This window comes from Methylibium sp. T29 (assembly GCF_000576205.1).
Classification (GTDB): domain Bacteria; phylum Pseudomonadota; class Gammaproteobacteria; order Burkholderiales; family Burkholderiaceae_C; genus Methylibium; species Methylibium petroleiphilum.
On the sequence record NZ_AZND01000008.1, the window covers coordinates 1 to 26440 of the forward strand.

Sequence of the window (26440 nt, forward strand, 5' to 3'; positions counted from 1 at the left end):
AGCAGCATGAAACTGTTGGTCGTTGAGGATGAGATCAAGCTCGCCGAGTACTTGCGCAAGGGCCTGACAGAGGAAGGCTACGTCGTGGATGTCGCCCACGACGGTATCGATGGTCTGCACCTGGCGGTGCAGGGCGACCACCACCTGATCCTGCTCGACGGCATGTTGCCGGGGATCGATGGCCTGGGTTTGCTCGCCGCGCTGCGCCAGAGCAAGCAGACGCCTGTCTTGATGCTGACCGCGCGAATTCGGATCGAGGACCGTGTGAAGGGCTTGCAAGGCGGTGCCGACGACTACCTGGTCAAACCCTTCGCGTTTTCGGAACTCGTGGCCCGGATCGCGGTGCTGCTGCGCCGAACCCGGCCGGCGGGCGATGCCGGCGGAGCCACCGTGCTGTGCCTGGCCGATCTCGAACTCGACCTCGCGCGCCGCCGGGCCACCCGCGCCGGTCAGCGGCTGGAACTCACGGCCAAGGAGTTCACCCTGCTGACGCTGTTGCTGCGCCGTCAAGGCGAAGTGCTGTCGCGCACCGAGATCGCCGAACAGGTGTGGGACATGAACTTCGACAGCGCGACCAACGTCATCGACGTGGCGGTGCGGCGGCTGCGCGGCAAACTCGACGCGCCGTTCAAGCGCCCGCTGCTGCACACCGCCCGGGGCATGGGCTACGTGCTGGAAGCGCGTGAAGAATGAGCAGGCGCACCGCAAGTTCGCTGGGCCGACGCTTGTCGTCCTGGCTGGCACTGCAGAGCCTGGCCGGACTTGCCGCGGTATGCGCTGTGGTCTACGCAGTCACCGACGCGAACCTGTCGGCGCGGCAGCTTGAAGCGATCGCGGAGAAGGAAACGCAGGTCCGGCACCTGCTGGCGGAGTCGGTAATTGACAGCGACACGGCGGCGCTCAAGCACAAGCTTGATGACTTCTTCGTCGGCCACCGCGACCTTGCGCTGTCGCTCCGGCGCCGCGATGGCACCGTGTTCTACGAGAACCTGGCGCCGGCCGGCGACAGCACCGGCGTTCGCGCGGCCCGCTTCGACGTGCCGTCTCCCGCTGCAAAGGATGAGACGCTCTCGGCGACCCTGTCACTTGACACGCGGGACGACAGGTCCCTGCTGTGGCGACTCGGTCTCACGCTGGTGGCCGCCGCAATAGCGGGCGCGATGTTGGTGTCCGCTGGTGGTTTTCTTCTCGTTCGCATCGGCCTGCGTCCCGTGCGGGACCTCGTCGAGCAGACGCGCAGACTCGCGGCCGACACGCTGCACGCTCGCCTGGATGGTTCGGCGCAGCCCGAAGAACTCCAGCCGCTGATTGCGCAGTTCAACGCGCTGCTGGGCAGGCTGGGCCAGGCCTACGAACAGCTCGAGGGTTTCAATGCCGACGTGGCGCACGAACTCTGCACGCCTTTGGCCACACTGATCGGCAGCACCGAACTCGCACTGCGCAAGGCGCGTGGCCTGGACGAACTGCGCGACGTGCTCGGCTGCAACCTCGAAGAACTGCAGCGCATAACACGCATCGTGCAGGACATGCTGTTCCTGTCGCATGCCAACCAAGGGGCAGCAGCGCGGCGCGTACCGGTAGAAAGCCTGGCTGCCGTGGCGCGCGTGGTCGGCGACTATCACGAGGCGGCGCTGGCCGAAGCCGGGCTGCATCTGGAGGTCATCGGCGACGCGGCCGGCGAGTTCGACGCGCCACTGCTTCAGCGCGCCCTGTCCAACCTGGTGGCCAACGCCACCCGTTTTGCCGAGCGCGGAACCGTGATCCGGGTCGAGATCGGTGCGGCGCAATCCGGTGAAGCAACGATCAGCGTCGTCGACCACGGCCTCACCATCGGGGCAGAACATCTGCCCCGGCTGTTCGACCGGTTCTACCGCATTGACCGTTCGCGCAGCAGCGCCGCACAGAATCACGGGCTTGGACTGTCGATCGTCGCGGCCGTCGCACGCATGCACGGCGGCCGAGCCTTTGCCCGTTCCGCCCATGGCGACACATCGATCGGCATGACCCTGCAGAGCGGACCTGCGCCCGGATCGGCCGGCGACTTGCAGGGATGACGGCGAATCCGGCTCGGCCTCGCATCGAAGCATCGGGCTCAGGCCCACGGGGGATCCATGCGCCACACCACACACCCGTCAGCGACCGCTTGCCTGCTGATCAGGTTGCGGCTGCTGCGCCGCGTGCTGGCCGCCGCCGGCCTGGGCTGGGCCCTTGCCGCAACGCCGGCCGAGCGCACGCTGTACAAATCGGTGCTGACCGACGGCCGCGTCGTCTATGGCGACGCACCGGACCCGCGGGCGCGCAGCAACCAGAAGATCAGCGTCGAGGTCCATCCGCCCGATGCAGCCGAGACCGAAGCCGCGCTGCGTGCGCTGGCGATGACGCGCCAGCAGTTGCTGCGCGACGCCGAGGCGCGGGCGGCGCGCTTGCGCCAGATTGAGCGGCAAATCGTCGCCGCCTACGCCGATCTGCAAGCTGCCGAAGCCGAGCGCGAAAGCGGCGTCGCGGTGCAGCAGGGCGACCGGCAGGGGCGGCGTTTCTCGGCTGCGTACCTGCAGCGGCAGCGCACGCTCGAAGCATCGGCCCTGCAGCTGCGGCGCAGCCTGGACGCGCTGCTGCGCGAACGCAGCGCATTGCTGTGACGCGGTTGGCAGCCCCGCCGCGCCGCCGCGTCGTTCAGGCGGCCGTCACAGCCTGCCCCTGGCCCGGTAGACCTTCGGCAGCACCCACCACAACAGCACGATCAAGACCGCGATGCCGCCGGCCGCGACGTTCCCCAACACATGGCCGAACACCGCCGACAGCACCAGTTGTGTCACCAGCACCAGCGCCAACGCGAGCGCGACCGAGCCGAAGATGATCTGGCGCGTGGCCAGCCGCTTGAAGTGCGCGCGGTCGGTCAGCGGTCGTATCACGCGGTGCTGTACGGCGGGCGCGCTCAGCATCACCAAGCTGGCCACCGCCAGCATGAAGGTCGCGATGAAGACGCCCTTCTCGGCCGCCACGACGGCCGCAAAGCCGCTGCTGAACGGCACCGTGATCAGAAACGCCGACAGCAACTGCGCGCTGGGCAGCAACACGCGCAGTTCGCCCAGCATGTCGGTCAGGTCGCCGTCGGCATCGCCGCCAGCCGCCGTTGCGGCGCCCGGGGCACTTTCAAGCGCTGGTACGCCCTCGTTCGTTGTCGTCATGTGGTCTCCTGCCCAGCGGTTGCTCCGCTGGCTGGGACGCTTGTACATCGATTCAGCGGACCTGATGGCTTGGGACGCCCCTGGGCAGCCGCTACGATGCGCCGAGGGAGCAATCGGGCTTCGCGCAGAAAGAAAAAATGAGTGATCCAACGCAGCTGAACACAGTGCCCGACAAACCCGCAGGCACGGCCGCATCGCGCCATCGGAAGGGCCTCACCTGGGCGCTGGCGCTGACCTCGGCCTTCATGGCCATCGAAGTCGTCGGCGCGCTGTGGACCGGCAGCCTGGCGCTGCTGTCCGACGCCGCACACATGCTCACCGATGCCGGCGGAATGGCGCTGGCGCTGCTGGCCATCCGCTTCTCGGAGCGCCCGCGAACGCCGCAGAAGACCTACGGCTATGCGCGCATGGAAGTGCTGTCCGCGCTGACCAATGCCGTCGTGCTGCTGCTGCTGACGATCTACATCTTCTACGAGGCCTACCAGCGCTACCTCAATCCACCCGAGATCCTGGGTGTGCCGATGCTGGCGGTGGCCGCGGCCGGCCTGGTCGTCAACCTGATCAGCATGAAGCTGCTGGCGGCCGGCTCGAAAGAAAGCCTCAACATGAAAGGCGCGTACTTCGAGGTGCTGGGCGACATGCTCGGTTCGCTGGGCGTGCTGGCCGCCGCCGCCATCATCATCTTCACCGGCTGGAAGCTCGCTGATCCGCTCATCGGCGCCGGCATCGGGCTGCTCATCATTCCGCGCACCTGGACCCTGCTCAAGCAGGCGATCCACATCCTGATGGAGGGCACGCCGCCTGAAGTCGACGTCGCGCTGCTCGAGCGCACGCTGCTCGCGATTCCCGGCGTGACCGGGGTGCGCGACCTGCATGTGTGGACCATCACCTCCGGCCTGGACTCGATGAGCGGCCACCTCGTTGTCGATGGCGGCACGGACGCCAAGACCGTGCTCGCTGCGGCGCGGGAGGCCATGGCCACCCGGTTCGCCCTCTCACACACGACGATCGAGATCGAGGATGCCGAAAGCGCCGCGGCCGAGGGCGCACGCGCTGTGTAGCCTCTTCATGCTGGTCGCGGTGTGGAAGGGGCCGCGACGTCGATGTGCAGCACGCTCGCGCAGACCGTGCGTGCATAGTGGCCGCACCATCACGGTGAGCGCAGGCTCCAAGAGTCCGAGCGGGCTTGCCATGGCGCATCAGGCAACATTGGGCCTCCGCCGCGGACGCTGCACGATCAACCCGGCGCTCCATCTTGGTGAGCTGGTGCACGAATGCCACCAGACGGCGCGAGAGGGCACCAAAACAGCGCAACCCGGGCGTTTCAGGCACATTCTCCAGAACCGGGGTGCATGGCACAGAAGCTGCCTATCGGGTGCCGATCGCCTGCGCAGCACCGACCGTCGCCTCGGCGCAGTTCGCCTTCAACGTGGGGGCCGTCAGTGACTACCGCTACCGTGGCATCTCGCAGTCCCGCCTCAAGCCGGCGATCCAGGGTGGTGTGGACTACGCAGCGGGCGGCTTCTACGTCGGGGCGTGGGCCTCGTCGATCAAGTGGATCAAGGACTTTGGCGGTGACGCCGGCGTCGAGATCGACGTCTACGGCGGCTTCAAGGGCGAGGTCATGCCCGGCATCGGCTTCGACGTCGGCGCGCTGACGTACCAGTACCCGAGCAATGACCTGAACCCTTCGGCAAACACCACCGAGCTCTACGGCGCGCTCACATATGGGGCGGCCACGCTGAAGTACTCGCATGCGGTCACCAACACGTTCGCCAACCCTGACAGCAAGAACTCGTTCTACCTCGACCTGTCGGCCGGCTTCGACGTGGGCGGCGGCGTCATGCTGACGCCGCATATCGGCTATCAGAAGATCAAGGGGCCAGTCGGCGGCGCAGCGACCTATACCGATTACGCGCTGACGATCAGCAAGGACTTCAGCGGCCTCGTCGTCAGCGCTGCGATCGTCGGGACCGACGCCGACAAGGTCTTCTACGCCTCGCCCATCAACGGCAAGGAACTCGGCAAACCGGGCATCGTGCTCGGCGTCAAGTACAACTTCTGAAGTCGCGGTTCGCGGGAGCCGGGGGCGCGCACGGCCAGTGGGCGCCCCTGAGGCCCGTGGCCGGGTGCGCGTTCGCCGCCACCTGGGTGTCGGGATGTCGCCCGGGTGTAGGTGTTGCTCTCGACTCGGAACTGCAGCCCCGTCTCCACCTGCACGCGGCCCGCCCCGACCACGTTGCTGCCGTCGGCAAGGCCGGGTCGGTCGGGGTTGATGGTGTCGTCCACCGGCTGTGCCGCAGCCGCGGCTGCGAGCTGCAGCGCCAAGGTCAAGCCCAGTTCCCGCCATTGTCGACAGGACGGCATCCTGGCGGCTACGACTTGAGCCATTCAACGAGCTCGGGGCCCAGCAGCGTGGCGTTGAGCTCCTCGTCCGACTGCGCGACAAAGGCTTCCAGATCGCGGATCACGACCACGCCGGTGTTCTTGAACCGGCGAGCAATCTTCTGTACGAACTCGAAGGTGACGCCCTTGTCCTCGCAGGCGCCGATGAACAGGAAGTAGACCTGGTCGCCGCGCTGTTGCGATTCCTCGAGAACACGCATGGTGCGCGCCTCGTCACTGCCGTCGTTTTCGCCGTCGGTGATGAAGAGCACCAGCGAGCGCCGCTTGTCGTGGGTGTGCGGGGTGCCGTGCTGGTGCACCTGCCCGCTCGGCGACCAGCCGAACAGGCGGCTCAGAAAGCCGGCGCCCTGCGATGAGCGGTGAGCCTCTTCGCACACCTTCCAGCCGAAGTGCTCGAGTGCGCGCTCGAGCACGAAGCTGTAGGTTGTGCCACCGTTCCAGCCCGGAACCCGTTCGACGATGTTGCGCGTGATGTAGTCGCGCGCATCGTCGGGCGTGACCACGCCCACGTAGTGCGCGCTGTCCTCGCCGGCGCTGAAGGTGAAGACGTCCATCTTGCGGTCCGGGTCGAGCACCATGCAGTAAGGCACCAGCCGCTCGAGCAGGATGCTGGTGGTGCCCTCTTCGTGCTCGTGCTCGAACGAGCCCGAGACGTCGATGATGGCGGCCGTTTCCGCCTTTACGTTCGCCACCACGCCGGCCTTGTCGAGCGCCAGCCGCAGCGCGTTGGCCGACTTGTCCAGATTCAGTGTGAGTTTGCTGTTCATGCGTGCTCCTGGTTCAGGGTTTCAACTGGCTGATGATGTCGCGCAGCCGATAGGCCAGCTCACCGGCTTCGGTCTGCGAAACCGTGGTCTTGCTGGCGCCGAGGGTGGTGATGGACGCGATGCTGCCGATGAACGCCGGCATCACGACCAGCGCCACGTTCTGGATGGCGCCGATCAGGCGGATCGGCTGCTCGATCTGCAAATCGCGCGTCGAGCCGGCCTGCCGCATCTGCGCCAGGGTCTGCGTCAGACTCATGCTGCGCTCGGCAAAGCACTGCGCCAGTGCGGCGTCGTCCTGGCGCAGGCGCTCCGACAGGAACAGCGCGCCGATGGCCGCGGCCTCGACCTGAGTCGCGGTCTCCTCCATCGACCCGGACAGGCGCAGCAGCCGGTCCTTCAGGTCCAGCAGGGGGTCGAGCGCCCCACCCATGAGCGCCAGCAGCTGCTCCAGCTCGGCTTGGGCCTTGGCCAGTTCGCCCGGCGTGTCGATGCGGCGGTTGATGCCCTGGAACAGCCGCCCCACGACACCGTCGCCGCTGTGTCCGCAGGCGGCCATCAGGTCGATCGATCCCAGGATGTCCATCATCCGCGCGAGGTAAGCCTGCACCTGGCGCAGCACCGGGCTGCGCGCCAGGGCCAGCATCTCGGCGACGAGTTCTCCGTGCGACTTCTGCAGCTCGTGGCCCCAAAGGATCGCCTTGCGCTGCGATGCCTTGGCGACGACAAAGGTGCCGACCAGCGCCCGCGCCTGCTGGTACACCCCGGCATCAGCGCCCGGCGACAACGCCTGCAGATCGCGCGCGGTCACTTCGATCCGCGTGCGTGCGGCGCCCGGAATGGCTGTCGGCTGCCGCACCACCGGCGGCTGCACTACCGGCGCGACAGCAGATGCACGACGCGCCGGCGACGGCATGTCGTGCGCCGCCGGCACGCTCAGCGCAGGGTTGCGCAGCGAAGCGCCTGAAGCGCCGATGACCGTCGGGCGCAACTTGTCCTTCGCAGACGGCACGGCCAAGCTTTCAGGAGAAGTGGCCCAGCACGTCGTTGAACGTGCCCGTGAAGCCGCGGCCGACGGGCGCGTACTCCCAGCCGTTGTCGCCGTGCATGATGCTGCCCAGCTGCACCACGTTGAACTCGCCGAACTCCTTGGACAGCTGGTAGGCGCCCAGCTCGCGCCCGCCCTCGTCGGCGATGGTGACGGTGCAGACCTCGATGTCGGCGAAGGCCGCCTCGTCCTCGGCCTCGGTCTCGGACCCTTCGTCGTGCCCCGCGCCGTGTTCGGCCTTGTGGACGGTGGCGAAGAGCGGGATCTCGTTCACGCCCGCCGGAAGTTTCGCGCCTTCGATGACGATGGTTTCGGTGTTGCCCTGCACCCGCACGTCGCCGGAGTGCCGCAGCCCGCCCGAGGGCGTGGCAAAGGAGCCGTCGGCCGCGGTCGGCAGCACGCCGGTTTTCGGACTCATCTTCGTCGTGTTGTACGTGGACAGGATCTCTTCGAGCGCCGCGACCTTGGCGCCATTGCCGCCGTTGCGGGCCTCGAGCGCGTGGATGTCGATGTCGTCCTGGTGGTCGGCCTCGCACTGCCAGGCCACGGTCACTTTGAACGTGGCGCCCTTGTTCAGCGAGAGCTGCAGCTTGCGAGCCGGCGCGGCGCCGGGCTTGTCGAGGGTCAGTGTGAGCATGGTTTCTCCGGGGTCGTTGTCAGGCCTGGCGCAGCGCCACGAGCTCGGCGCGAGACTGCTCGAACATCTGCCGCGCCGTCTCGAACTTGGCTTCGGTTTCCTGCTTGGCGGTTTCGACCAGATCGTGGATCTCGCGCGTCTGCGTGATGATCGCGGCGATTTGCTGCGCCTGTGCGACGCGGTTGTCACCGGGCGCCTTGGCCGCGGCGACGGCCACGTCCTTGGTGGCCTGGCCGCGCAGTTGTGTGAGCTGTTGGTCCAGGCGCGCCTGGCGCTGGGCGATCTGCTGCACCGATTTGACGGCGAATGCGCCGTGGATGGCCAGCAGGGTCATCTTGATCGACGCAAAACGCGAGGACACCGTGGTGGCGGTCTCCTGCAGCGTGGCGATTCCGGCGGCCTCGATCTGCTGGATCACCATCTGGTCGGCCGGCAGCCGCGTGTAGGTGCCTTCGAGCGCGAGGGCCCGGCTTTCCAGCAGCCTGAGCTTGTCCTGCAACTCGCGCAGCCGCGCCTGGGCGGTCATGTCGGCGGGGGCGGCAGCGGCGGTCTCTTGCGCCACGACCTGCCGGGCCTTGTCGAGAAACGCGCGCGCCACGGCGGCATCGACGGTGAAGCTGGCGAAGTGCGTGCCGTACGACTGCTTCAGGCTCTCCAGTGCCTGCAGTTCGCCGAACAGCGTCTTCATTTCCTTCGACAGTTCGCCCTCCAGGCGGCCCATCTCGTCGGCCAATGTGCGCGTCCGGCTCGAGATCAAATCGCCGACCTCCTGCATGAACTCGCTGAAGGCCTCTTCGGGCTTGCGGCCGGTGAACTTGGCGAACAGGCCGGCGAAGAACCCCGGGTCCTCGCCTTCCTGAATCTTCTCCAGGATTTCAGGCAGCTTGGCGTCATCGACACCTTTTCAAGGCGCCCGAAAAGCGCGAACACTTTGGACGCCGTCTTCGTGTCGAGCCGGGCCAGAAAGCCGTCCAGCGTCTTTTGCAGCGCCTGTTCGGCACCCAGGCCGATCTTGATGATGTCGCCGGACGGAATGGCCGCGAAGTCGAGCGTGGCCAGTGCCTGCTCGGCTTGCGGCATCTGCTCGGGCCGCAAAGCGATGGCCCCAGTGTCCAAGGGTGCTTGCACCAGCAACTCCTGCGCGGGGGTGGGTACTGCTGCAGTGGCTACCGCAGTCGGGAAAGTGGTGGGTTTCATGAGTTTCTCCTCTGATGACCGGTCGGGACTCCCCAGTCAGGCCGCGCTGTCGACACAGCTTACCCGGCTTGCGCTCCAACGGCGGCCGCAGTCCTCGCATCGCACGCGCTTGGGGCCATCCAGACAACGGGCAAACCCGGTTGGCACAGCAAGATGGCACGTCCGGCAACACCGCGCTGTCACGGTACTTTGGCCCCCTCGATCTCTTGGTCGACCAGCGCCTTCAATTGTGCTTGCCCGAAGTCGCGCAGCGGCGTGCCGTGGTCTCGCACGCCGGGTCGAAAAGTCATCCCAGGCAGGGAGGAATCGCCAAGAGCGCAGAGTCGGTCGGGACGGCTTGCTCACGGCATCCTGGCCAGGCTTGCCTGCAACGCGATTGATCGCCGGCCAAGAACGACTAATTCCGTCACGCGCGTGCCGAAATGCGGTGAAGTGCCGCACTGCATTGAACCCACTCGCTCGCCCCAAACCCTGTAGCTGCTAGACTATTTCGCATGCGTCGTTGGTTCGCCATTGCTCTGCTCGCCTTGTTGCCGTTCCAGTTCACCTGGGCTGCAGTGGCAAGCTATTGCGCGCACGAAAGCGATGCGCAGGCGCAGCACTTCGGACACCACGAGCATCAGCATCATGGTGATTCGACCGTGGACCAGGACAGTGGCGACTTGGCTGGCAAGACCTTGGGCAGCAGCGATCTCGACTGTGGACATTGCCATGGCAGCTGCTCGGCGGTGCCCACACCCTGTGATGGCTTGATGCCACTCGCCATCGCCTCGCATCCGGCCACGCTGGACGAAGGCATCGTGCGCACCCTGACGCACAGCCCGCCCGAGCGCCCTCAGTGGGCACCCCTCGCCTGATCGGCGAGGCGGCCACTTCTTCTTCCTGAAGCCCGTTCGCGCCTGACCGCGTGCCGTCGTCGACGGCCGCTCAGCCGCGACGCGACCTGCTGGGTCGCCCTTGCCGATCTCCCGTGAGTTGTCCTCAACCCTGGAGCATCGGATGCACCGACGAAATTTCATCACGCACGCTCGCTGGCGAACGACCGCCAGTGCCACGCTGGCCCTTGCCTTCGCATTCGCACTGAGCACTGCCGCAGCGGGTGCATTGGCCCAAACCACTGCGAAGCCCGAAGGGTTGACGCTGAGCCAGGCCTTCGAAGCGGCATGGGCGCGCCAACCTGAACTCGCGGCCCTGGCGGCACGCCGGGACGCAGCCCGGGCACAGCAGCAAGCCGCGCAGTCCTGGACACCCGAGCCCTTGGCGGTGGAGGTGACCGGTAAAACCGACCGCCTGAACCGTAACCTCGGCACACGCGAATACGAAGCAGGCCTTGCGATCCCCCTGTGGCTGCCCGGCGAACGCGGGCGCAGCCAGGCACTGGCGCAGGCCGAAGGCCGTGCTGTCGAAAGCCGCACCACCGCAGCCCAGCTGCGGGTGGCCGCCGCCGTGCGTGACGCCTGGTGGAACTGGCAACGCGCGCGTGCCGATGCCGCCACTGCACAGGGCCAACTCGACAACGCACAACGGATCGCAGCCGATGTCGGCAAACGGCTCAAGGCCGGCGATCTGGCACAGGCCGACCAGCACCAGGCCGATGGCGCCGTGGCTGCCGCCCAGGCGACGGTGGCGCAGGCGCAAGCGCCGTGATCGTGGCCGAGCAGTCCCTGCGCACGCTGGTGGCGTTGCCCGGCCTGGCGCTCACAGCCGGCCCGTCGGATCTCATCGCCGAGCCGGAGCCTGGCGCTGTGGGACCCGACATGGACACGCACGGCGAATTGCTGGCGCTGAAGGACCGCGCCTCGGTGGCCGAAGGCGTGGCGGCCCTGGCGGCCACGCAGTCGCGCGCCAACCCCGAACTGACGATCGCCACCACGCGCGACCGCGGGGTCTCGGGTGAAGCCTGGCAACAGACCTTCACGGTCAGCGTGCGCATTCCTTTTGGGGCGGGTCCGCGTCACGACGCGCGCACGGCGGCCGCGCGGGCCGAGACCATCGAACTGCAGGCGCAGTTGAATCTGGAGCGGGCCCGGCTGGCGGGTGAACGCGACTCGGCCAAGGCACGCACCGAATCCGCCCGGCTGCAGTTGGCAGCGGCGGAGCGCCGCGCACAACTGGCGCGCGAGTCCCGCGGCTTCTTCGACAAGTCCTTCCGCCTGGGCGAGACCGACCTGCCGACCCGGCTGCGCATCGAGGCCGAAGCGGCCGAGGCCGAGCGTCAGGCCGCACGCAGCCGCATCGAGCTCGCAGCCGCCATCTCCGCATGGCGCCAGGCGCTTGGCTTGTTGCCGCAGTGAAGCCCGCAGCTGCGACGAAGCCACCCGACGCTCAACCAAACACCTCTTCCGGACATTCCCCCATGAAGCCCTTCCACACCCTGGTCGCGATTCCTCTCGCGATCCTGATCCTGGCACCGAAACTTGCAATGGCGGGCGACGGCCACGACCACGGCGAAGCCGCACCCACGGCCACCGGCCCCGCCCTGCCCAGATTCGCCGCCGTGTCGGACCTGTTCGAACTGGTCGGCGTGCTCAACGGCAAGCAGATCACGCTGTACCTGGACCGGGCCGCCGACAACAGCCCGGTCACTGAAGCCCAGATCGAACTCGAGATCGGCGGCAAGAAGTTCAAGGCGGCCAAACAAGGCACGGACGAGTTCGAAGTCGTGCTGGCCGAAGCGCCCAAGCCTGGAGTCCTGCCGATCACCGCCACGGTGAGCGCCGGGTCCGACGCCGACCTGCTGGCTGGCGAGCTCGACATCCATGAAGCCGCACACGCTGACGAGGCGGCCCACGCGCATTCGTGGAAGGAATATGCCGGCTGGGCAGCGGGAGGGGTCGCCGTGCTGGCGATCCTGCTGACCGTCGGTCGCCGCGTGCTGTCGTCGCGCCAGACCCGTGTCGGAGGTGTCGCATGAAGCGCGCCCTGATCCTTTCCGGCGCGCGGCTGGCCATCATCGCCAGCATCGTGATGGTGCTGTCCGCGGTGCCTCAAGCACAGGCTGGCGAAGGCCATGACCATGGCGACAGCGGTGCAGCACCCAGTGCCAATGGGCCGCAGCGCCTGCCCGACGGCAGTGTGTTCCTGCCCAAGCCTGCGCAGCGCCAGCTGGGTGTGCGCACCATGGCCACGGTTGACGCCGAGCTGCCGCGCTCGGTGGAACTCACCGGCATGGTGCTGATGGACCCGAACGCCGGGGGCAAGGTGCAGCCGCTGAATGCCGGCCGCATCGAGCCCGGCCCGCGCGGTCTGCCCAATCCGGGCCAAGCGGTGCGCAAGGGCGAGGTGCTGGCCTACGTGGTGCCCTCGGCAGCTCCCATCGAACGCTCCAACCAGTCGTCCCAGCTGGCGGAGCTGCGGGCGGCCAAGTCGCTGGCCGACAAGCGCGTAGCCCGCTTGAAGGAACTGGCGGACACGGTGCCGCGCAAGGACATCGAATCCGCAGAGAGCGAATCCGCCAGTCTGGCCGAACGCATTGCCGCGATCGGTGGCGGCCTGGCCACGCGTGAAGCCCTGGTGGCGCCCGTGTCCGGCGTCATCGCGTCGGCCCACGTCGTGGCGGGCCAGGTGGTGGATGCACGCGAGCTGCTGTTCGAGATCGTCGACCCGAGCCGTCTGCGCATCGAGGCCCTGGCCTTTGATCCTGCCTTGGCGGCCAATGTGGGCAGCGCCACGCTGTCTGTCGGCAACCAGCGCGTGCCACTGGAGTTCATCGGTGCCGCGCGCAGCCTGCGCGAGCAGGCGCTGCCGCTGGGTTTCCGCGCCCAGGGCGTCGCCCTCAACAGCCTGGCCGTCGGCCAGCCGGTGCGTGTCTTCGTGCAGACCAAGGAGAAGGTCAAGGGGCTGGCGGTGCCGGTCGCTTCGCTGATGAAGAACCCGGCCAACCAGACCATCGTCTGGGTCAAGACCGCGCCGGAACGGTTCGAGCCCCGCACGGTGACGACCGAATCGCTGGACGGCATCAGCGTGTCGGTCACCGCCGGCCTGAAGGCTGGCGACAAGGTCGCCACTCAAGGCGCCAGTTTGATCAACCAGGTGCGCTGACATGTTCAAGTGGCTACTCGACAACAGCCTCGGCAACCGGCTGCTGGTGATCATCGCCAGCGTGGTGCTGATGGCCTACGGCGCGTTCACGCTGACGCGCACGCCGGTGGATGTGTTCCCTGACCTCAACAAGCCCACGGTGACCATCATCACCGAGGCCGGCGGCATGGCCGCCGAGGAAGTGGAACAGCTCATCACCTTCCCGCTGGAAACCACGATGAACGGCCTGCCGGGCGTGGAGACGATCCGTTCCACCTCGTCGGCCGGCCTGTCGTTCATCTACGTCACCTTCGACTGGAGCACCGACATCTTCCGTGCCCGCCAACTCGTCAGCGAGCGACTCGCGGCGATGGAGGAAGGCATTGCCGAAGGCGTGCTGCCCCGCATGGGCCCGATCAGCTCGATCATGGGCGAGATCATGCAGATCGCGATCCCCGTGGACACCACGAAGATCAGCGCGATGGCGGTGCGCGAGTACGCCGACTGGGTGTTGCGACCCCGCCTGCTGTCGGTGCAGGGCGTGGCGCAGGTCATCCCCATCGGAGGTGAGGTGCGGCAGTTCCAGGTGCAGCCCAACACCGTGCGCATGGCCGAACTCGGCATCACGCACGAGCAACTGGAAGCGGCGTTGAAGGGCTATTCCAGCAACACCTCGGGCGGTTTCCTGGAGCTGAACGGGCGTGAGTACCTGATCCGCAACCTGGGCCGAACCTCGTTGCTGGACGACCTGAAGAACCTGGCCCTGACATCCAAAGCGGGCCAACCGATCCTGATGCGCCAGATCGCCGAGGTGACTTTCGCTGCGGCCAACAAGCGCGGCGATGCCGGTTACGAGGGCCAACCGGCCGTCATCCTGGGCATCCAGAAGCAGCCTTCGGCCGACACCATCGCGCTGACACGCAACATCGAGGAAGCCTTGGCGGGACTGAAGACTTCCTTGCCCGCCGGCATGCAGGAGCCCAAGGTCACCTTCCGCCAGGCCAGCTTCATCGAGGCTTCGATCACGACGCTGCAGGGCAAGCTGATCGGCGCTTCGGTGTTCGTGGCGGTGATCCTGTTCTTCTTCCTCGGCACGTTGCGGCCGACCATCATCGCGCTGACCGCCATCCCGGTGTCGATCTTCATCACCGCGCTGGTCTTCCGCTACTTCGGGTTGTCGATCAACACGATGACGTTGGGTGGCCTGGCCATCGCCATCGGCGGGCTGGTCGACGATGCCGTGGTGGGTGTCGAAAACGTACTGCGCCGCTTGAAGGAAGACCGCGCCAAGCACCCGCACTCGCGCATCCACCCTCTGGAAGTGGTGGCGCACGCCACGATGGAAGTGCGCTCGGCGATCCTCTATGCCACGGTGATCATCGTGCTGGTCTTCATCCCGCTGTTTGCGCTGCCGGGGCTGGAAGGCAAGCTGTTCGTGCCACTCGGCATCGCGTTCATCGTGTCGACGCTGGCCTCGCTGATCGTCTCGGTCACGGTGACGCCGGTGCTCAGCTTCTACCTGCTGCCGCGGATGAAGAACCTGGACCATGGCGACACGAAAGTGCTGCGCTGGTTGAAGTCGGCCTATCAGTCGTCTCTGCAGTCCGTGCTGAATACACCGAAGGCGGCGATGGCGGCAGCCGGCGTGGCAGTAGTGGTGGCGGCGGCGGCTGTTCCGTTCTTTCCGACCACCTTCCTGCCGCCCTTCAATGAAGGTACGCTGCTAATCGGCCTGCGCCTGAATCCCGGTGTCACGCTGGCCGAAACCTCCGCGCTGGCGCGCCAGGCCGAAGTGCTGGTGAGCCAGGTGCCCGAGGTCACGCACGTGGGCCGGCGCAGCGGCCGCGCCGAACTGGACGAACACGCCGAAGGGGTGCACGTCAGCGAGCTCGACGTCGGCCTGAAGCCCACCGCCGAGCTGACGCGCACGATGGACGAGATCAAGGCCGACATCCGCGCGCGGCTGATCAACCTGCCCGCCGCACTGGAGATCGGCCAGCCGATCTCGCACCGCATCGACCACATGCTGTCGGGCGTGCGTTCGCAGATCGCCATCAAGATCTTCGGCGAGGACCTGGACGCGCTGCGTGGCCAGGCCGATGTGCTGCGCGCGAAGCTGGCCGCCATCCCCGGCATCGCGACCTGCAGATCGAGAAGCAGGTGCTGGCGCCGCAGATCAAGGTGCGGGTGGACTACGCCGCCGCGGCCCAGTACGGCGTGCCCGCTCCCCAGGTGCTGACCACGCTGCAGAACCTGGTCGAAGGCGAGAAGATCACGCAGATCGTCGAGGGCAGTCGGCGATTTGCGCTGGTGGTGCGGCTGCCGGAATCGGCCCGCTCGGTCGAGGGCCTGGGCCAGATCCTGATCGAGACGCCGAACGGCCGCATCCCGCTGTCGAAGATCGCGACCATCGAAGACGGCGACGGCCCGAACCAGATCAGCCGCGACGACGGCAAGCGGCGAATCGTGCTGTCGGCCAATGCGTCGGGGCGGGCCTTGTCGGAGATCGTGGCCGACATCCGCAGGGTGGTGGCCGAGACGAAGCTGCCCGAGGGCTACTTCATCACCCTGGGCGGCCAGTTCCAGGCGCAGGAGGAAGCCTCGCGCCTGGTCGGCCTGCTCAGCATCGTGTCGCTGACGCTGATGTTCGTGGTGCTCTACAGCCGCTACAAGTCCAGTGTGCTGGCGGCGCTGATCATGGTGAACATTCCTTTGGCGCTGGTCGGTGCGGTGCTGGGTTTGTGGCTCTCGGGCCAGCCCTTGTCCGTTGCCGCACTGGTGGGCTTCATCACCCTGGCCGGCATCTCGGTGCGCAACGGCATCCTGAAGGTCAGCCACTACATCAACCTGATGCGCTTCGAGGGTGAGAACTTCGACCACAAGATGATCCTGCGTGGCTCGCTGGAACGGCTGAGCCCGGTGCTGATGACGGCGCTGGTGACGGCCTTCGCGCTGGCGCCGCTGCTGTTCGAGGCCGAGCAGCCCGGCACCGAAGTGCTGCACCCGGTGGCCGTCGTGATCTTCAGCGGCCTCATCAGCTCCACCCTGCTCGACACCTTCCTCACACCCGCGATGTTCTGGCTCTTCGGCCGCAAGCCTGCCGAAGCGTTGATGGACAGCAAGGATGCCGAAGCACTTTGATCCCTTCCCCCTGTCAATGTTTTCCAACCCCTGAAAGGACTCTCATGAAGACGACAACCCTCCTCGCGGCCCTTGCCCTGACCCTGGCCGGCACGGCCTTCGCTGCCGGCGGACACGACCATTCGCCCAAGCATGGCGGCGTGGTCGCCGAGGCCAAGGACATGGACTACGAACTGGTCGCCAAGCCAGCCGCGATCCAGTTGCACCTGCGCGACCACGGCAAACCGGCTGACGTGTCAAAGGCCAGCGCCAAGCTGACCTTGCTGACCGGTGCCGAGAAGCAGGAAGTCGAGCTGAAGCCAGCTGGCGACAAGCTCGAAGCAACCGGCAGTTTCAAGGTCGGCCCGGGCACCAAGGCCGTTGCTGTCGTCACCATGTCCGGCAAACCGGCCGGCACGGTGCGTTTCACGATCAAGTAGGGAACGCCGCCGTGGACCACTCCAGACTTCCCCAACGCAGAACCCTGTTGATTGGCCTGGCGGCAGTCGGGTTGGTCCCGCTCGCGGGCTGCATGACCAAACCGATGCGCCCGGCCAACGCGGACGGCACCTACTGCTTTGCGATCGGCAAGTGGCACAGCCGCAAGCTCACCTGCACGACGGCGCCCATCCCGCCGGAGCAGGTCGAGATGGCGGCAAAGCGGTTTGAAGCTGTGCCAGACATGCTGACCGTGTATGTCGTTCGCAAGCGCTGGGGGGACGCGAGGAACGCGGTCAGGCTGACGCCAGACATGGGCTCTGCCATCGTGACGGTCCCCGAGTCCTTCGTGCGGCTTCGCCTCAAGCCTGGATCGCACACGCTGGCGGCAGCTTGGGACGAAGGGCGTGCATCCATCGACATCGCAGGCGCAGCAGGTGACGTTGTCTTCATCGAACTGGTCGGTTCGGTCTGGTCGTGGGGCAGCAGTTACCGGCTAGAGCGCGGCGACCCCACGGAATCGCGTGCTCGGGCTGCGCCTCTGCGCCTGGTCGCGGATGTTGGCTAATTGCGCTTGAGCGCCTGCCTTCTCAACGGGTGTGCCGGCTTCGCGATGCCAGCCTATTTGCCTGCAACCCGTTGCATGTGGAGCGACAGCGCGGGTGGAGTTGCCGTTGTCCGATGTTCCCTGACCTCGGCCGACTCGACACAAGAACGGGAGGCGCGCGATGAGGATGCAGCTGCCGGATGCAGCGATCGCACAGACGATGCTGTGGATCTGGGTGGCCGTCGTGGTCGTCGCTCTCGTGCTGGTCGCGCTTTGGCGTCGATGGCGGAGGGCCCACCCACCGCCGAAACCCGAACAGAAGCTCACCTACAGCCAATCGCTGTCGAAGCGGCTGTCGGCTGCCCGCCGCGACGGCAAAGGCAAACGGCAACGCGGGCCACCAGATGCTGGTGGCCCGCACGAGCGCTGAGGCTTGCCGGGTGCTCAGCCGCCGCGTTGCAGGTCCATCCGCGCGCGGCGCTGTTCGGGCGACTCGTTCAGCAGCTCGGCGATCACCTGCTGGCGGGTCTTGCCGGGCCCAGTGGCCTTCATGGGCAACGGCGTGTTGCGCTGCATCAGTGCGAGCGTGCCGTCCTTGCGAGCCGCCTCGACCTCAGCCATCACCTGGCCACGTGTCTTGGTGCCCTTCCAGTGGTCGGGGTGCTCGGTGTACCCGGCGTCAGTGTTAGCGGGGTGATACAGGGAGTTGGCCTGCGCCATCACCGGCAGCGTCATGGCCAGCGCAACGAGGGGCAAGGCGGCGTGTTTGCGAAAGTTCATGGTCAGGGTTCCTTGAAGAAGAGGTTGCCTGCGACCTTGTGTCGCGGCATGCCCGATGGCATGACCATGACTTTAGAAACCAGCCTCCAACAAGACTCGGTCCAGCAGATGACAAGTCGGTCACTTGCTGGGGTCGCCAAATGAGGGCTTCAACGGCATGAGACTGTTGGTGATTGAAGACGAGGTGAAGCTTGCCGAATACCTGCGCAAGGGGCTGACCGAAGAAGGCTACGTCGTGGACGTGGCGCACAACGGCGTCGACGGTCTGCACCTGGCGATGGAGGCTGACTACGACCTGCTCGTGCTGGACGGCATGCTGCCCGGCATCGACGGGCTGGGCTTGCTGGCCGCCCTGCGCCAGAGCAAGCAAACGCCTGTGCTGATGCTCACGGCGCGCATCCGGGTCGCGGACCGTGTCAGGGGTCTGCAAGGGGGTGCAGACGACTACCTCGTCAAGCCGTTCGCGTTCTCCGAACTGGTGGCCCGGATCCAGGTTCTGCTGCGCCGCGCGCGGCCGGCGCGCGATGCTGAAGGTGCCACGGTCCTGGGTCTGTCTGACCTCGAGATGGACCTGATGCGCCGCAAGGCCACCCGGGCCGGCCAAAGGCTCGACCTCACAGCCAAGGAGTTCACCCTGCTGGCATTGCTGCTACGTCGCCAGGGCGAGGTGTTGTCCCGCACCGAGATTGCGGAGCAGGTCTGGGACATCAACTTCGACAGCGCAACCAATGTCATCGACGTGGCGGTACGCAGGTTGCGCGGCAAGCTCGACGCGCCCTTCGAGCGCACGCTGCTGCATACGGTGCGCGGCATGGGTTACGTGCTGGAGGAGCGCGAGGAATGAGCAGGAGCCGCGTCGGCTCCCTTGGGCGGCGGCTGTCGACATGGCTGGCGCTTCAGAGTCTGGCCGGGCTCTCCGTGGTCTGCGTCGCGGTCTACGCCGTCACGCACATGAACTTCGAGGCCCGGCAGATCGAGGCGCTGAGGCAGAAGCAGGCGCAGGTGCGGCACTTGCTCACCGAAGAGACGCAGCGCGGTGACGCCAGCACGCTGACCCACAAGCTCGACGACTTCTTCGTCGGCCACCAGGATCTGGCCTTGTCGCTGGTGCGGCCCGATGGCGGCGTCTTCTACCAGCGCGCCGTAGGTGCGTCATCCCCCGGTAGCGCGCGCGTGGTCCGCTTTGAAGTGGCTTCGCTGGCCACCGCACCGGACAAGCTGACCGCCGTCCTGACACTGGACACAGGCGATGACCGCCAATTGCTGCGTCGGCTCGCACTCACCCTTCTGGCAGCTGCCCTGAGCGGCGCCGCGTTGGTCTCGGTGGGCGGAATTGTGCTGGTGCGCCTGGGGCTGCGCCCCGTGCGTGAACTGGTGGAGCAGACACGCCTGCTTGCGGCAGATACGCTGCATCGGCGCCTGGATGGCTCAGGCCAGGCCGAAGAACTCGAACCCCTGATTGCGCAGTTCAACGAACTGCTCGGCCGCTTGTCACAGGCCTATGAGCAGCTCGAAGGATTCAATGCCGATGTGGCGCATGAGTTGTGCACCCCGCTGGCCACCCTGATCAGCAGCACCGAACTGGCGCTGCGCAGGGCTCGCGGTGCCGACGAACTGCGCGAGGTGCTCGGGTCGAACCTGGAAGAACTGCAGCGCGTGGCTGGCATCGTGCAGGACATGCTCTTTCTCTCGCAGGCTGATCGTGGCAGTTCGGCGCGGCGCGTGGCGACGGCCAGCCTGGCCGGGGTGGCCCGGCAGGTGGCTGACTATCACGACGCCGCGCTGGACGATGCCGGAGTTCGGGTCGAGGTCATCGGCGACACCGGCGGAGAGTTTGATCTGCCGCTGTTGCAACGAGCGCTATCAAACCTGGTCGCCAATGCAACGCGCTACGCGGACCACGGCTCGACGATTCGCATCGAGATCGATGCCCTGACGGGCGGCGAAGTGCGGTTGGCTGTGGCCAATCAAGGTGCGACTATCGAACCGGCCCACCTGCCACGGTTGTTTGATCGGTTCTTCCGCGGCGACCGCGCCCGCAGCGGAGCGCATCAGAACCACGGGCTGGGTCTGGCCATCGTCGCTGCGATCGCCCGCATGCATGGCGGCCGGCCCTTTGCAAGTTCAGCCAACGGCACCACCTCGATCGGCTTCACCCTGCTGCCCGCGACGGGTGTTTCAGTGGCGCCCTCCGCTACGGCGCCTTCACCTTCTTGATCTCCTGGTCGACCAAGCTCGCAGCTGCGCCTCGCCGAAGTCACGCAATGGTGTGCCATTGACGAAGAACCCCGGTGTCCTGTCCACCTTCAATGCCTTCATGTCGGCGATGTCCTGTGCCAGAAGCTGGGCCACCGCGGGGCTGTCGGCGTCGGCCCGGGCCTTCGCCATGTCCAGGCCGAGGTCCGTGATGAGGTCCCAGATCAGCTCGGGTCTGGCGTTGCCGTGCGCCGCCCACTGGGGCTGGCCAGCCAGTGCCCGCTCGACCGCCGGCCAGTACTGGCCCTGCAGCCTCGCCGCTTCCAGAATCTTCACTGCGGTGTCCGAACCCTGATGAAGGGGCGCATGCCGCACGACCAGCCTGACCTGTCCAAAGCTTGAAGTGACGATGGTCTTGACCAGCGGATAGAAGGCCCGACAGGTTTCGCAGGCCGGGTCGAAGAACTCGACGATGGTGACCTTGGCAGCCGGATTGCCAAACACGGGTGAACTTGCCCTGACCAGCGCATCGCTGTTCGACTGGGCGGCTTGGCTCACCTGCTGCGTTTCGCGACCCTTGAAGACAACGGCCCCCGCGATGAACGCGACCACGACGGCCATCACGGAAGCGACAACGATCCACTGCTTATTCATGCTTTTACCCTTCTGTTAGCAACCCACAGCAGCGCAAGAATGCCCGTGAATGCGATGGCGGAGAGCAAGGGGATCGGCACGACTCCGGCCACTTGCACTTCGGCGTCTGCACAGGAACCGCCCTTGCCGCATGGCACCAGCCCGTCGGTCACGACGCCCCAGAACACGGCGCAGTGGTAGACCGCCATGACCCAGCCTGCCCAGGCGAAGGGCCACGCATACCGGATGCTGCGACCATCGGCTTCCAGCAGGCCCAATCCCAGGATCACCGCCAGCGGAAACATGGCGATGCGCTGGTACCAGCACAACACGCAAGGCGTCATGCCCATCACTTCACCCAGGAACAAGGCACCTGCCGTCGCAAGCAGCGCGATGAGCCACGCTGCGAACAACGGCGCCCAGTGTCTTTGCGCAGCCGGCATCACCGCTCCTCGTCGCGCAGCAGTCGTTCGAGCTCCGGCGGCAGCGCCATCGGCTCGAACGGGCTGACGTTCGATGCGCCGGTGTTGCCCAGGGGCAGGCGGCCGCTCAGGTGTCCGATGGGGGTCAGCGCCAGGCGCAGCAACTGCCCGCGAAGTTCTCGGCCGTCACGCAGGACCCACGCCGCACGGAGCATCAGCAGGTGCACACGCAGGTGCGGGCCGATCTCGCGCTGACCCAGCACATGGGCACGCTCCAGCATGGCCATCGCGGCGCCCGGACTTGCTGCAGCCATCAGTCTCTCGGCCTCGGACAAAGCCGCATCGTAGGCCACGGCGCGGGGCGACATCAGGCTCACCGGCTCTGCACGCCGGCCTTCAGCAGGCGCAGCCCGTTGACCACCACCAGCAGGCTGGCGCCCATGTCGGCGAACACCGCCATCCACATCGAGGCGTTGCCAAACACCGCCAGCACCAGGAACACCGCCTTGATTCCCAGGGCGAGCGCGATGTTCTGCCACAGCACCGCATGCGTGAATTTCGACAGACGCACCGTCTCGGCGATGCGTCGCAGGTCGTCATTCATCACCACCACGTCGGCTGCTTCCATCGCGGTGTCGGTGCCGGCTGCACCCATGGCCACTCCTATGTCGGACTGGGCCAGCGCCGGCGCGTCGTTGATGCCGTCGCCAGTCATCGCCGTCATGCCGTGCTCGGCCTGCAGCGCCTTGATGGCAGCTAGCTTGTCTTCCGGCAGCAGGTTTCCCCGCGCCTCGGCGATGCCCGCCTCGTGCGCGATGGCCGTGGCGGTGGCCTGGTTGTCGCCAGTCAGCATCACGGGGGTGATGCCCAGGGCCTTCAGCTCGGCAACCGCCTCGCGCGATGAAGGCTTGATGGTGTCGGCCACCGCAAAGAGAGCCACCGGGCCGGTGTCGGACGCCAGCAGGCTGACCGTGCGGCCGGCCTCTTCGTGCGTGCGCAGCACGGCCTCGAGCGCGGGCGAACACTGGCCACGCTCTTCGATCAGCTTGTGATTGCCCAGCACCCAGAGTTTGCCGCCGATTTCCGCCTGCACGCCGCGGCCGGCGATGGCCTTGAAGTCCTTGGCTTGCACGCTGTTGGATTTGAGCCCAGCCGCAATCGCGCGTGACACCGGGTGGTCGGAGTGGCCTGCCAGCACTGCCGCCGTGTGTTCGGCCGTGGCCGCGTCCATGCCGGCCGCCATGGCCGTGTCCAGCACCTTCCACTCCACCAGCTTCGGCTTGCCTTCGGTGATCGTCCCGGTCTTGTCGAGCGCGATGGCCTTGAGATTGCGGGCGCCTTCCAGGTACACACCGCCCTTGATCAGGATGCCGCGCCGGGCCGCGGCCGCCAGGCCGCTGACGATGGTCACCGGCGTCGAGATCACCAGCGCGCAGGGGCAGGCGATGACCAGCAGCACGAGCGCTTTGTAGATGGATTGCATCCACGTCCAGTCCAGCAGCCAGGGCCCCAGCAGGGCCACCGCCAGTGCAACGACGAAGACGGCCGGGGTGTAGACCGCAGCGAAGCGGTCCACGAAGCCCTGGGTGGGCGCGCGCGTGCCCTGGGCTTCTTCCACGGCGTGGATGATGCGTGCCAGGGTCGAGTTCGAGGCCAGTGCCGTGACACGGAACTCGAAGCTGCCGGTGTCGTTGATGGTGCCGGCAAACACCGGGTCGCCCACGGCCTTGTCCACCGGGATGCTCTCGCCCGTGACGGGTGCCTGGTTGATGCTGGTGCTGCCGGCGGTCAGGACACCGTCCATGGGCACCCGCTCGCCCGGCCGCACCTGCAGCACCGCGTCGAGCGCCACGCTCGCCACCGGCTGCGTCAACCAGGTGCCGTCGGCCTGGCGCACAGCGGCTTCTTCGGGCGCCATCTCCAGCAGGCCCTTGATCGCATTGCGGGCGCGGTCCACCGCGCGCGCTTCGATGGCTTCGGCGATGGCGTAGAGGGCCATGACCATGGCGGCTTCGGGCCATTGACCGATGGCGAAGGCGCCCGTGACAGCCACGGTCATCAGCGCGTTGATGTTCAGCCGCCCGCGCAACAGCGCAGTCAGCCCCTTCTTGTAGACATCGAAGCCTGCCAGCCAGATGGCAGCGGCGGCCACCGCGAGGCCGATGCCTTTCCAGATTTGCGTGTCCGGCGCGAAGTAGCCCACCAGCTCGGCGGCAATCGCGAGCAGCAACGCCATCCCCAGGCGCCCGTAGCCTACCGGCCCAAAGGCGTGGTCCTGCCCGTGATCGTGCCCATCATCGGCCGCGTGTTCGGGTGCGGCGCCGGGCTTGCCCTCGGCCAGCGGCTGCGGATCGAAACCTGCCTTGCGGATGGCCGCCACGGCCAGTTCCAGCGCTGGCCCCGGTGCATCGAGCGCCAGGCTGCGCTGCCCGAGCTGGAAGGTCAGCGCCCGAATCCCGCTGATGCCCTCAACGGCGCGCCGAATCTCTGACTCCTCCGCTGCGCAGTCCATCGTCGGCACCCTAAAGCGTGCCCAGCCCGCACCCGGCGGTGGCACTGCGGCGGCAGTTGCGGCAGGCGCAGCGGGCACTTCGCAAGCGCCGCAGGGGGCAAGGCTATCCACTGACGGAGGAGCCCTGTCGGGGGTACTGCGACGGGTGCAACGGGGTTTTCGGAACGGTTCACGGTGGCATCCTTCAATCGGCAGACTGCATTGAAAACCCTGAAGTCGGTGTAAGGTCAAGCCCTATTCGACATCGAGGGGACACCATGCGCATCGGAAACTTGGCTGAAGCCACCGGCACGCCCGTCGAAACCATCCGCTTCTACGAGCGCGAAGGCCTGATTCCAGCGGCACAACGCAGCGACAACAACTACCGCATGTACACCGCGGCGCATGCCGAGCGGCTGGCTTTCATCCGCCATTGCCGTAATCTGGACATGGCGCTGGACGAGATCCGCTCTCTGCTGCGCTTGCGAGATGCGCCGCCTGAGGACTGCGGCGAAGTCAACCAGCTGCTGGACGAGCACATCGGGCATGTTGCGCAACGCATCCGCGAGTTGCGCGCGCTGGAAAAGGATCTGAAGGCACTGCGGGCACGCTGCAGTTCGCCGCACTCGCTCGACGAGTGCGGCATCCTGAATCAGCTGGACAGTGTCGCTGCCCAAGGCCCCAAGGCAGCAACCCACCGGCACATACGTGGATCGCACTGACCTCGCGGGCAACGACGCCTGAACCTCCGACGCCACGCCGGCGCTCTGACTGCCATGGCCATGACGGCCAGAGCGGCATGAAGCCCGAACATGACGCATCTGTCATCTGCCGGTCCCAGGTCTGTTGGTCACCGGTTTCTAGAGTCCTTGCTGATGCCACCAGCGGCATTGCCAGCCATGCAGCGGCATGGCCGGGAAACATCAGACAAGGACAAGTCATGCAGAAAACCCGACTCTTCGCCGCCATCGCCCTGTGCGGCGTGGCCGCCGCACCGCTTGCCAGCCTCGCCGCCGGCGCAGATACGTTTGCCAACGGGCAGTCCTACTATGGCCAACCGACCTCGCCGCAGGCCGCCACGCGGGCGGTCGATCTGGGATCAGCCAGCAGGATCAACGTCGCCTATGGGGAGTCGGTGACTTTTCGCAGCGGGGGTCAGCTGTTCACCTGGACTTTCAATGGGCTCGACCGTCGTGCGGTCGATGTCACCAAGATCGCCCCGGCAGGCTTCCCCACCAAGCCGCTCGTGGTTTATGTCGGTCTGAACCCGGCCAATCGCAGATAGTGCGCGCTGGCGCGTACATCGACGACGACAGTCCGAGGCGGGAGGCCTTCAACATCGTCTTCTCGATGCCAGTGGGCACGCCGCCAGAGGCGGTGCTTGCGGCCACGGCCGAGGCCGCGCGCGGCCGCCCTGCACGCAATGAAATTCGAGGGCGACCGTTCAACGGGCACGCGAACCGCGCCTGCTCCAATGCGAGATCGAACTCGTAGGCCTAGTCGTTAGCGCGAAGGGCATCGGCGCCCTTCGGAGGCCAGACGATCGCATAACGACTTCGGGTCTGCAAATGGAGTAGCTGGCCCAGTAAGCCCCTTCGAACCGACGGGTGCCAGGTCGCGAACTTCTTCACGTGGCGTCGGCGGTCAAGGGCGAAGGGCGTCGTGAAGAAATTCTGAACCACCAAGACTCGAAACCCGCTGTCCCCGCAGGTCGCAACGTGCTTCGTTAAACTCTCACTTCCATGCGCCGCTCCGCCGTTCTTCTCGTCATGCTGTTCGCCATGCTCTGGCAAACGGTGGCCGTGGCACGCGCCGGCTCGACGATGAACGCCCTTGCCGACATGGAACATGCTTCGCTCCATTGGCAGGAAGAAGGTCACCATCATCATGAGGATGGGTCCTACCACCTGGACGATTCGAACGCTTCGGCACAGCACGTGCTCAGCGATCACTTGAGCGCGACAGCGGCATTCACGGTTACGGCGTCGCACCACTTCCCTCACATTGGTTCGGCCGCTCCCGGCGGACTGCACGAGAGCGTCGTGCCCGACCCCACCCTCGACGGCCTACTCCGGCCGCCTCGGCCCCGCTCCTGACCCGCCTTCACGGCGGGCGTCCACCCATGGACGCCCGGCCCGCCGGACCGGTTCCCCACGCAAGCATTTGTCCGCCCTGGCGTGACTTGAACTATGCGTACGGCCGGCCCCGGCTGTTGAATCGTCAGGAGCATTGTGAGACTTTCCATTTGGCTGTCTGCCGGCATCATCGCGGGCGGTCTGGCCGGCGGGGCCGTCGGGGCCCAGCCTGCCGCATCTCCGGGTAGCCCCCCGGCCGCCCTACCGTCCCCGGCCTATGAAACTGCCGGCAGCATCACGCTTCGCGCCGCCCTGGACGCCGCGTGGCAACGCGCCGTCGCCGCCCGCGAAAGCCAGGGTCAGCGCCGTCGTGCAGAGGCCGACCGAACCGCCGCAGGCAGCTTCTGGGCCGCGCCTCCATCACTGGAACTGAGCCACCGAAACGACCGCCTGCAAAGCAACGCGGGCCGGCGCGAGA

Annotated in this window: 29 protein-coding genes and 2 pseudogenes; 20 read left to right on the top strand and 11 right to left on the bottom strand. The window is 66.7% G+C overall.

Annotated features, from left to right (window positions below; translation table 11 throughout):
• The first annotated feature begins 6 nt into the window (after window positions 1–6).
• The 3 genes from x551_RS02635 to x551_RS02645 all read left to right on the top strand — a co-directional run bounded on the left by x551_RS02635 (window position 7) and on the right by x551_RS02645 (window position 2639).
• On the top strand, window positions 7–693 hold the full coding sequence (locus x551_RS02635; RefSeq protein WP_036229827.1) for a heavy metal response regulator transcription factor: 687 nt from the start codon (window positions 7–9) through the stop codon (window positions 691–693).
• Window positions 690–2054 carry a heavy metal sensor histidine kinase gene (locus x551_RS02640; RefSeq protein WP_051495535.1) on the top strand — a complete coding sequence of 455 codons (1365 nt, stop codon included), beginning with the start codon at window positions 690–692 and terminating at the stop codon, window positions 2052–2054. The genes x551_RS02635 and x551_RS02640 overlap by 4 nt, the downstream gene beginning before the upstream one ends.
• A 123-nt stretch (window positions 2055–2177) precedes the next feature.
• A complete protein-coding gene (locus x551_RS02645; RefSeq protein ID WP_161727941.1) occupies window positions 2178–2639 on the top strand; it encodes a DUF4124 domain-containing protein in 462 nt (153 codons plus the stop codon).
• 45 nt (window positions 2640–2684) lie between these two features.
• Here x551_RS02645 and x551_RS02650 read toward each other — a convergent pair whose 3' ends face one another.
• Window positions 2685–3188, bottom strand: coding sequence for a DUF6328 family protein (locus x551_RS02650; RefSeq protein WP_036229762.1), 504 nt, complete (start codon window positions 3186–3188; stop codon window positions 2685–2687).
• Between the two features lie 164 nt (window positions 3189–3352).
• Here x551_RS02650 and x551_RS02655 point away from each other — a divergent pair, with 164 nt between their 5' ends.
• The gene (locus x551_RS02655) at window positions 3353–4249 is read left to right on the top strand and encodes a cation diffusion facilitator family transporter (protein ID WP_036229833.1); all 897 of its coding nucleotides are present in this window, start codon (window positions 3353–3355) and stop codon (window positions 4247–4249) included.
• A gap of 197 nt (window positions 4250–4446) precedes the next feature.
• A complete protein-coding gene (locus x551_RS02660; RefSeq protein ID WP_231497514.1) occupies window positions 4447–5253 on the top strand; it encodes a TorF family putative porin in 807 nt (268 codons plus the stop codon).
• A 310-nt stretch (window positions 5254–5563) separates the two neighbouring features.
• Here x551_RS02660 and x551_RS02665 read toward each other — a convergent pair whose 3' ends face one another.
• Genes x551_RS02665 through x551_RS26340 form a run of 5 tightly spaced genes read right to left on the bottom strand, consistent with a single transcriptional unit; the run spans window position 5564 to window position 9240 of the window.
• Window positions 5564–6361 (bottom strand): VWA domain-containing protein, encoded by a 798-nt coding sequence (locus tag x551_RS02665; RefSeq protein WP_036229767.1) that lies wholly within the window; start codon window positions 6359–6361, stop codon window positions 5564–5566.
• A 13-nt stretch (window positions 6362–6374) separates the two neighbouring features.
• Complete coding sequence (locus tag x551_RS02670; protein WP_152543380.1) at window positions 6375–7370, bottom strand: hypothetical protein; 996 nt, start codon at window positions 7368–7370, stop codon at window positions 6375–6377.
• A gap of 10 nt (window positions 7371–7380) precedes the next feature.
• A complete protein-coding gene (locus tag x551_RS02675) occupies window positions 7381–8043 on the bottom strand; it encodes a TerD family protein (protein WP_036229772.1) in 663 nt (220 codons plus the stop codon).
• 19 nt (window positions 8044–8062) lie between these two features.
• On the bottom strand, window positions 8063–8800 hold the full coding sequence (locus tag x551_RS26335; RefSeq protein ID WP_197028721.1) for a hypothetical protein: 738 nt from the start codon (window positions 8798–8800) through the stop codon (window positions 8063–8065).
• Window positions 8797–9240: a hypothetical protein gene (locus x551_RS26340; RefSeq protein ID WP_197028722.1), complete on the bottom strand. Its 444-nt coding sequence runs from the start codon at window positions 9238–9240 to the stop codon at window positions 8797–8799. Before x551_RS26340 ends, x551_RS26335 begins: the two co-directional genes overlap by 4 nt.
• 494 nt (window positions 9241–9734) lie before the next feature.
• Here x551_RS26340 and x551_RS02685 point away from each other — a divergent pair, with 494 nt between their 5' ends.
• The 9 genes and pseudogenes from x551_RS02685 (at window position 9735) to x551_RS02720 (ending at window position 17795) form a co-directional block, all read left to right on the top strand.
• Window positions 9735–10097 carry a hypothetical protein gene (locus x551_RS02685; RefSeq protein WP_036229774.1) on the top strand — a complete coding sequence of 121 codons (363 nt, stop codon included), beginning with the start codon at window positions 9735–9737 and terminating at the stop codon, window positions 10095–10097.
• Between the two features lie 277 nt (window positions 10098–10374).
• Window positions 10375–10887 (top strand): TolC family protein, encoded by a 513-nt coding sequence (locus tag x551_RS28060; protein WP_343252106.1) that lies wholly within the window; start codon window positions 10375–10377, stop codon window positions 10885–10887.
• Window positions 10884–11534 carry a TolC family protein gene (locus x551_RS28065; RefSeq protein ID WP_343252107.1) on the top strand — a complete coding sequence of 217 codons (651 nt, stop codon included), beginning with the start codon at window positions 10884–10886 and terminating at the stop codon, window positions 11532–11534. The genes x551_RS28060 and x551_RS28065 overlap by 4 nt, the downstream gene beginning before the upstream one ends.
• A 62-nt stretch (window positions 11535–11596) precedes the next feature.
• Complete coding sequence (locus x551_RS02695; protein ID WP_036229778.1) at window positions 11597–12154, top strand: hypothetical protein; 558 nt, start codon at window positions 11597–11599, stop codon at window positions 12152–12154.
• Window positions 12151–13281 carry an HlyD family efflux transporter periplasmic adaptor subunit gene (locus x551_RS02700; RefSeq protein ID WP_036229781.1) on the top strand — a complete coding sequence of 377 codons (1131 nt, stop codon included), beginning with the start codon at window positions 12151–12153 and terminating at the stop codon, window positions 13279–13281. Before x551_RS02695 ends, x551_RS02700 begins: the two co-directional genes overlap by 4 nt.
• A 70-nt stretch (window positions 13282–13351) precedes the next feature.
• Window positions 13352–16401: pseudogene (locus x551_RS02705) on the top strand (efflux RND transporter permease subunit).
• A 44-nt stretch (window positions 16402–16445) separates the two neighbouring features.
• Entirely contained in the window at window positions 16446–16820 is a 375-nt protein-coding gene (locus x551_RS02710) for a hypothetical protein (RefSeq protein ID WP_036229783.1), read from the top strand.
• A 92-nt stretch (window positions 16821–16912) separates the two neighbouring features.
• On the top strand, window positions 16913–17386 hold the full coding sequence (locus tag x551_RS02715) for a hypothetical protein (protein WP_152543381.1): 474 nt from the start codon (window positions 16913–16915) through the stop codon (window positions 17384–17386).
• A gap of 160 nt (window positions 17387–17546) precedes the next feature.
• The gene (locus x551_RS02720) at window positions 17547–17795 is read left to right on the top strand and encodes a hypothetical protein (RefSeq protein WP_152543382.1); all 249 of its coding nucleotides are present in this window, start codon (window positions 17547–17549) and stop codon (window positions 17793–17795) included.
• Window positions 17796–17809: 14 nt separating this feature from the next.
• On the opposite strand, the gene x551_RS02725 is transcribed toward x551_RS02720, so the two are convergent.
• A complete protein-coding gene (locus tag x551_RS02725; RefSeq protein ID WP_036229786.1) occupies window positions 17810–18145 on the bottom strand; it encodes a DUF4148 domain-containing protein in 336 nt (111 codons plus the stop codon).
• A gap of 157 nt (window positions 18146–18302) precedes the next feature.
• Here x551_RS02725 and x551_RS02730 point away from each other — a divergent pair, with 157 nt between their 5' ends.
• On the top strand, window positions 18303–18989 hold the full coding sequence (locus tag x551_RS02730) for a heavy metal response regulator transcription factor (protein ID WP_036229787.1): 687 nt from the start codon (window positions 18303–18305) through the stop codon (window positions 18987–18989).
• On the top strand, window positions 18986–20362 hold the full coding sequence (locus x551_RS02735) for a heavy metal sensor histidine kinase (RefSeq protein ID WP_051495538.1): 1377 nt from the start codon (window positions 18986–18988) through the stop codon (window positions 20360–20362). The genes x551_RS02730 and x551_RS02735 overlap by 4 nt, the downstream gene beginning before the upstream one ends.
• Here x551_RS02735 and x551_RS02740 read toward each other — a convergent pair.
• The 4 genes from x551_RS02740 to x551_RS02755 are packed head-to-tail and all read right to left on the bottom strand — an operon-like array spanning window position 20351 to window position 23908.
• A complete protein-coding gene (locus x551_RS02740) occupies window positions 20351–20995 on the bottom strand; it encodes a thioredoxin domain-containing protein (RefSeq protein ID WP_036229790.1) in 645 nt (214 codons plus the stop codon). The genes x551_RS02735 and x551_RS02740 overlap by 12 nt on opposite strands.
• On the bottom strand, window positions 20992–21417 hold the full coding sequence (locus x551_RS02745) for a disulfide bond formation protein B (protein ID WP_036229793.1): 426 nt from the start codon (window positions 21415–21417) through the stop codon (window positions 20992–20994). Before x551_RS02745 ends, x551_RS02740 begins: the two co-directional genes overlap by 4 nt.
• A complete protein-coding gene (locus tag x551_RS02750) occupies window positions 21417–21764 on the bottom strand; it encodes a DUF3703 domain-containing protein (protein ID WP_036247483.1) in 348 nt (115 codons plus the stop codon). The genes x551_RS02745 and x551_RS02750 overlap by 1 nt, the downstream gene beginning before the upstream one ends.
• A 5-nt stretch (window positions 21765–21769) precedes the next feature.
• Window positions 21770–23908, bottom strand: coding sequence for a heavy metal translocating P-type ATPase (locus x551_RS02755; protein ID WP_036229796.1), 2139 nt, complete (start codon window positions 23906–23908; stop codon window positions 21770–21772).
• A 257-nt stretch (window positions 23909–24165) separates the two neighbouring features.
• On the opposite strand from x551_RS02755, the gene cadR reads away from it, so the two are divergent.
• The 4 genes and pseudogenes from cadR to x551_RS26790 all read left to right on the top strand — a co-directional run.
• On the top strand, window positions 24166–24609 hold the full coding sequence (gene cadR, locus x551_RS02760) for a Cd(II)/Pb(II)-responsive transcriptional regulator (RefSeq protein WP_036229797.1): 444 nt from the start codon (window positions 24166–24168) through the stop codon (window positions 24607–24609).
• 218 nt (window positions 24610–24827) lie between these two features.
• The gene (locus x551_RS02765) at window positions 24828–25172 is read left to right on the top strand and encodes a CzcE family metal-binding protein (protein WP_051495539.1); all 345 of its coding nucleotides are present in this window, start codon (window positions 24828–24830) and stop codon (window positions 25170–25172) included.
• A 457-nt stretch (window positions 25173–25629) separates the two neighbouring features.
• Complete coding sequence (locus x551_RS02770; protein ID WP_036229800.1) at window positions 25630–25983, top strand: hypothetical protein; 354 nt, start codon at window positions 25630–25632, stop codon at window positions 25981–25983.
• Between the two features lie 135 nt (window positions 25984–26118).
• Window positions 26119–26373, top strand: a pseudogene (locus x551_RS26790) (TolC family protein); the annotation flags it as partial.
• Between the last annotated feature and the right edge of the window lie 67 nt (window positions 26374–26440).

Coding starts and splice junctions, on each gene's coding strand:
- x551_RS02765 (WP_051495539.1), top strand. CDS start 24,828: ATGCAGAAAACCCGACTCTTCGCCGCCATCGCCCTGTGCGGCGTGGCC.
- x551_RS02750 (WP_036247483.1), bottom strand. CDS start 21,764: ATGTCGCCCCGCGCCGTGGCCTACGATGCGGCTTTGTCCGAGGCCGAG.
- x551_RS02730 (WP_036229787.1), top strand. CDS start 18,303: ATGAGACTGTTGGTGATTGAAGACGAGGTGAAGCTTGCCGAATACCTG.
- x551_RS02710 (WP_036229783.1), top strand. CDS start 16,446: ATGAAGACGACAACCCTCCTCGCGGCCCTTGCCCTGACCCTGGCCGGC.
- x551_RS02635 (WP_036229827.1), top strand. CDS start 7: ATGAAACTGTTGGTCGTTGAGGATGAGATCAAGCTCGCCGAGTACTTG.
- x551_RS02695 (WP_036229778.1), top strand. CDS start 11,597: ATGAAGCCCTTCCACACCCTGGTCGCGATTCCTCTCGCGATCCTGATC.
- x551_RS02770 (WP_036229800.1), top strand. CDS start 25,630: ATGCGCCGCTCCGCCGTTCTTCTCGTCATGCTGTTCGCCATGCTCTGG.
- x551_RS02650 (WP_036229762.1), bottom strand. CDS start 3,188: ATGACGACAACGAACGAGGGCGTACCAGCGCTTGAAAGTGCCCCGGGC.
- x551_RS02640 (WP_051495535.1), top strand. CDS start 690: ATGAGCAGGCGCACCGCAAGTTCGCTGGGCCGACGCTTGTCGTCCTGG.
- x551_RS02715 (WP_152543381.1), top strand. CDS start 16,913: ATGACCAAACCGATGCGCCCGGCCAACGCGGACGGCACCTACTGCTTT.
- x551_RS02740 (WP_036229790.1), bottom strand. CDS start 20,995: ATGAATAAGCAGTGGATCGTTGTCGCTTCCGTGATGGCCGTCGTGGTC.
- x551_RS02700 (WP_036229781.1), top strand. CDS start 12,151: ATGAAGCGCGCCCTGATCCTTTCCGGCGCGCGGCTGGCCATCATCGCC.
- x551_RS02755 (WP_036229796.1), bottom strand. CDS start 23,908: ATGGACTGCGCAGCGGAGGAGTCAGAGATTCGGCGCGCCGTTGAGGGC.
- x551_RS02745 (WP_036229793.1), bottom strand. CDS start 21,417: ATGCCGGCTGCGCAAAGACACTGGGCGCCGTTGTTCGCAGCGTGGCTC.
- cadR (WP_036229797.1), top strand. CDS start 24,166: ATGCGCATCGGAAACTTGGCTGAAGCCACCGGCACGCCCGTCGAAACC.
- x551_RS02725 (WP_036229786.1), bottom strand. CDS start 18,145: ATGAACTTTCGCAAACACGCCGCCTTGCCCCTCGTTGCGCTGGCCATG.
- x551_RS26340 (WP_197028722.1), bottom strand. CDS start 9,240: ATGAAACCCACCACTTTCCCGACTGCGGTAGCCACTGCAGCAGTACCC.
- x551_RS02675 (WP_036229772.1), bottom strand. CDS start 8,043: ATGCTCACACTGACCCTCGACAAGCCCGGCGCCGCGCCGGCTCGCAAG.
- x551_RS02735 (WP_051495538.1), top strand. CDS start 18,986: ATGAGCAGGAGCCGCGTCGGCTCCCTTGGGCGGCGGCTGTCGACATGG.
- x551_RS02720 (WP_152543382.1), top strand. CDS start 17,547: ATGAGGATGCAGCTGCCGGATGCAGCGATCGCACAGACGATGCTGTGG.
- x551_RS02685 (WP_036229774.1), top strand. CDS start 9,735: ATGCGTCGTTGGTTCGCCATTGCTCTGCTCGCCTTGTTGCCGTTCCAG.
- x551_RS02665 (WP_036229767.1), bottom strand. CDS start 6,361: ATGAACAGCAAACTCACACTGAATCTGGACAAGTCGGCCAACGCGCTG.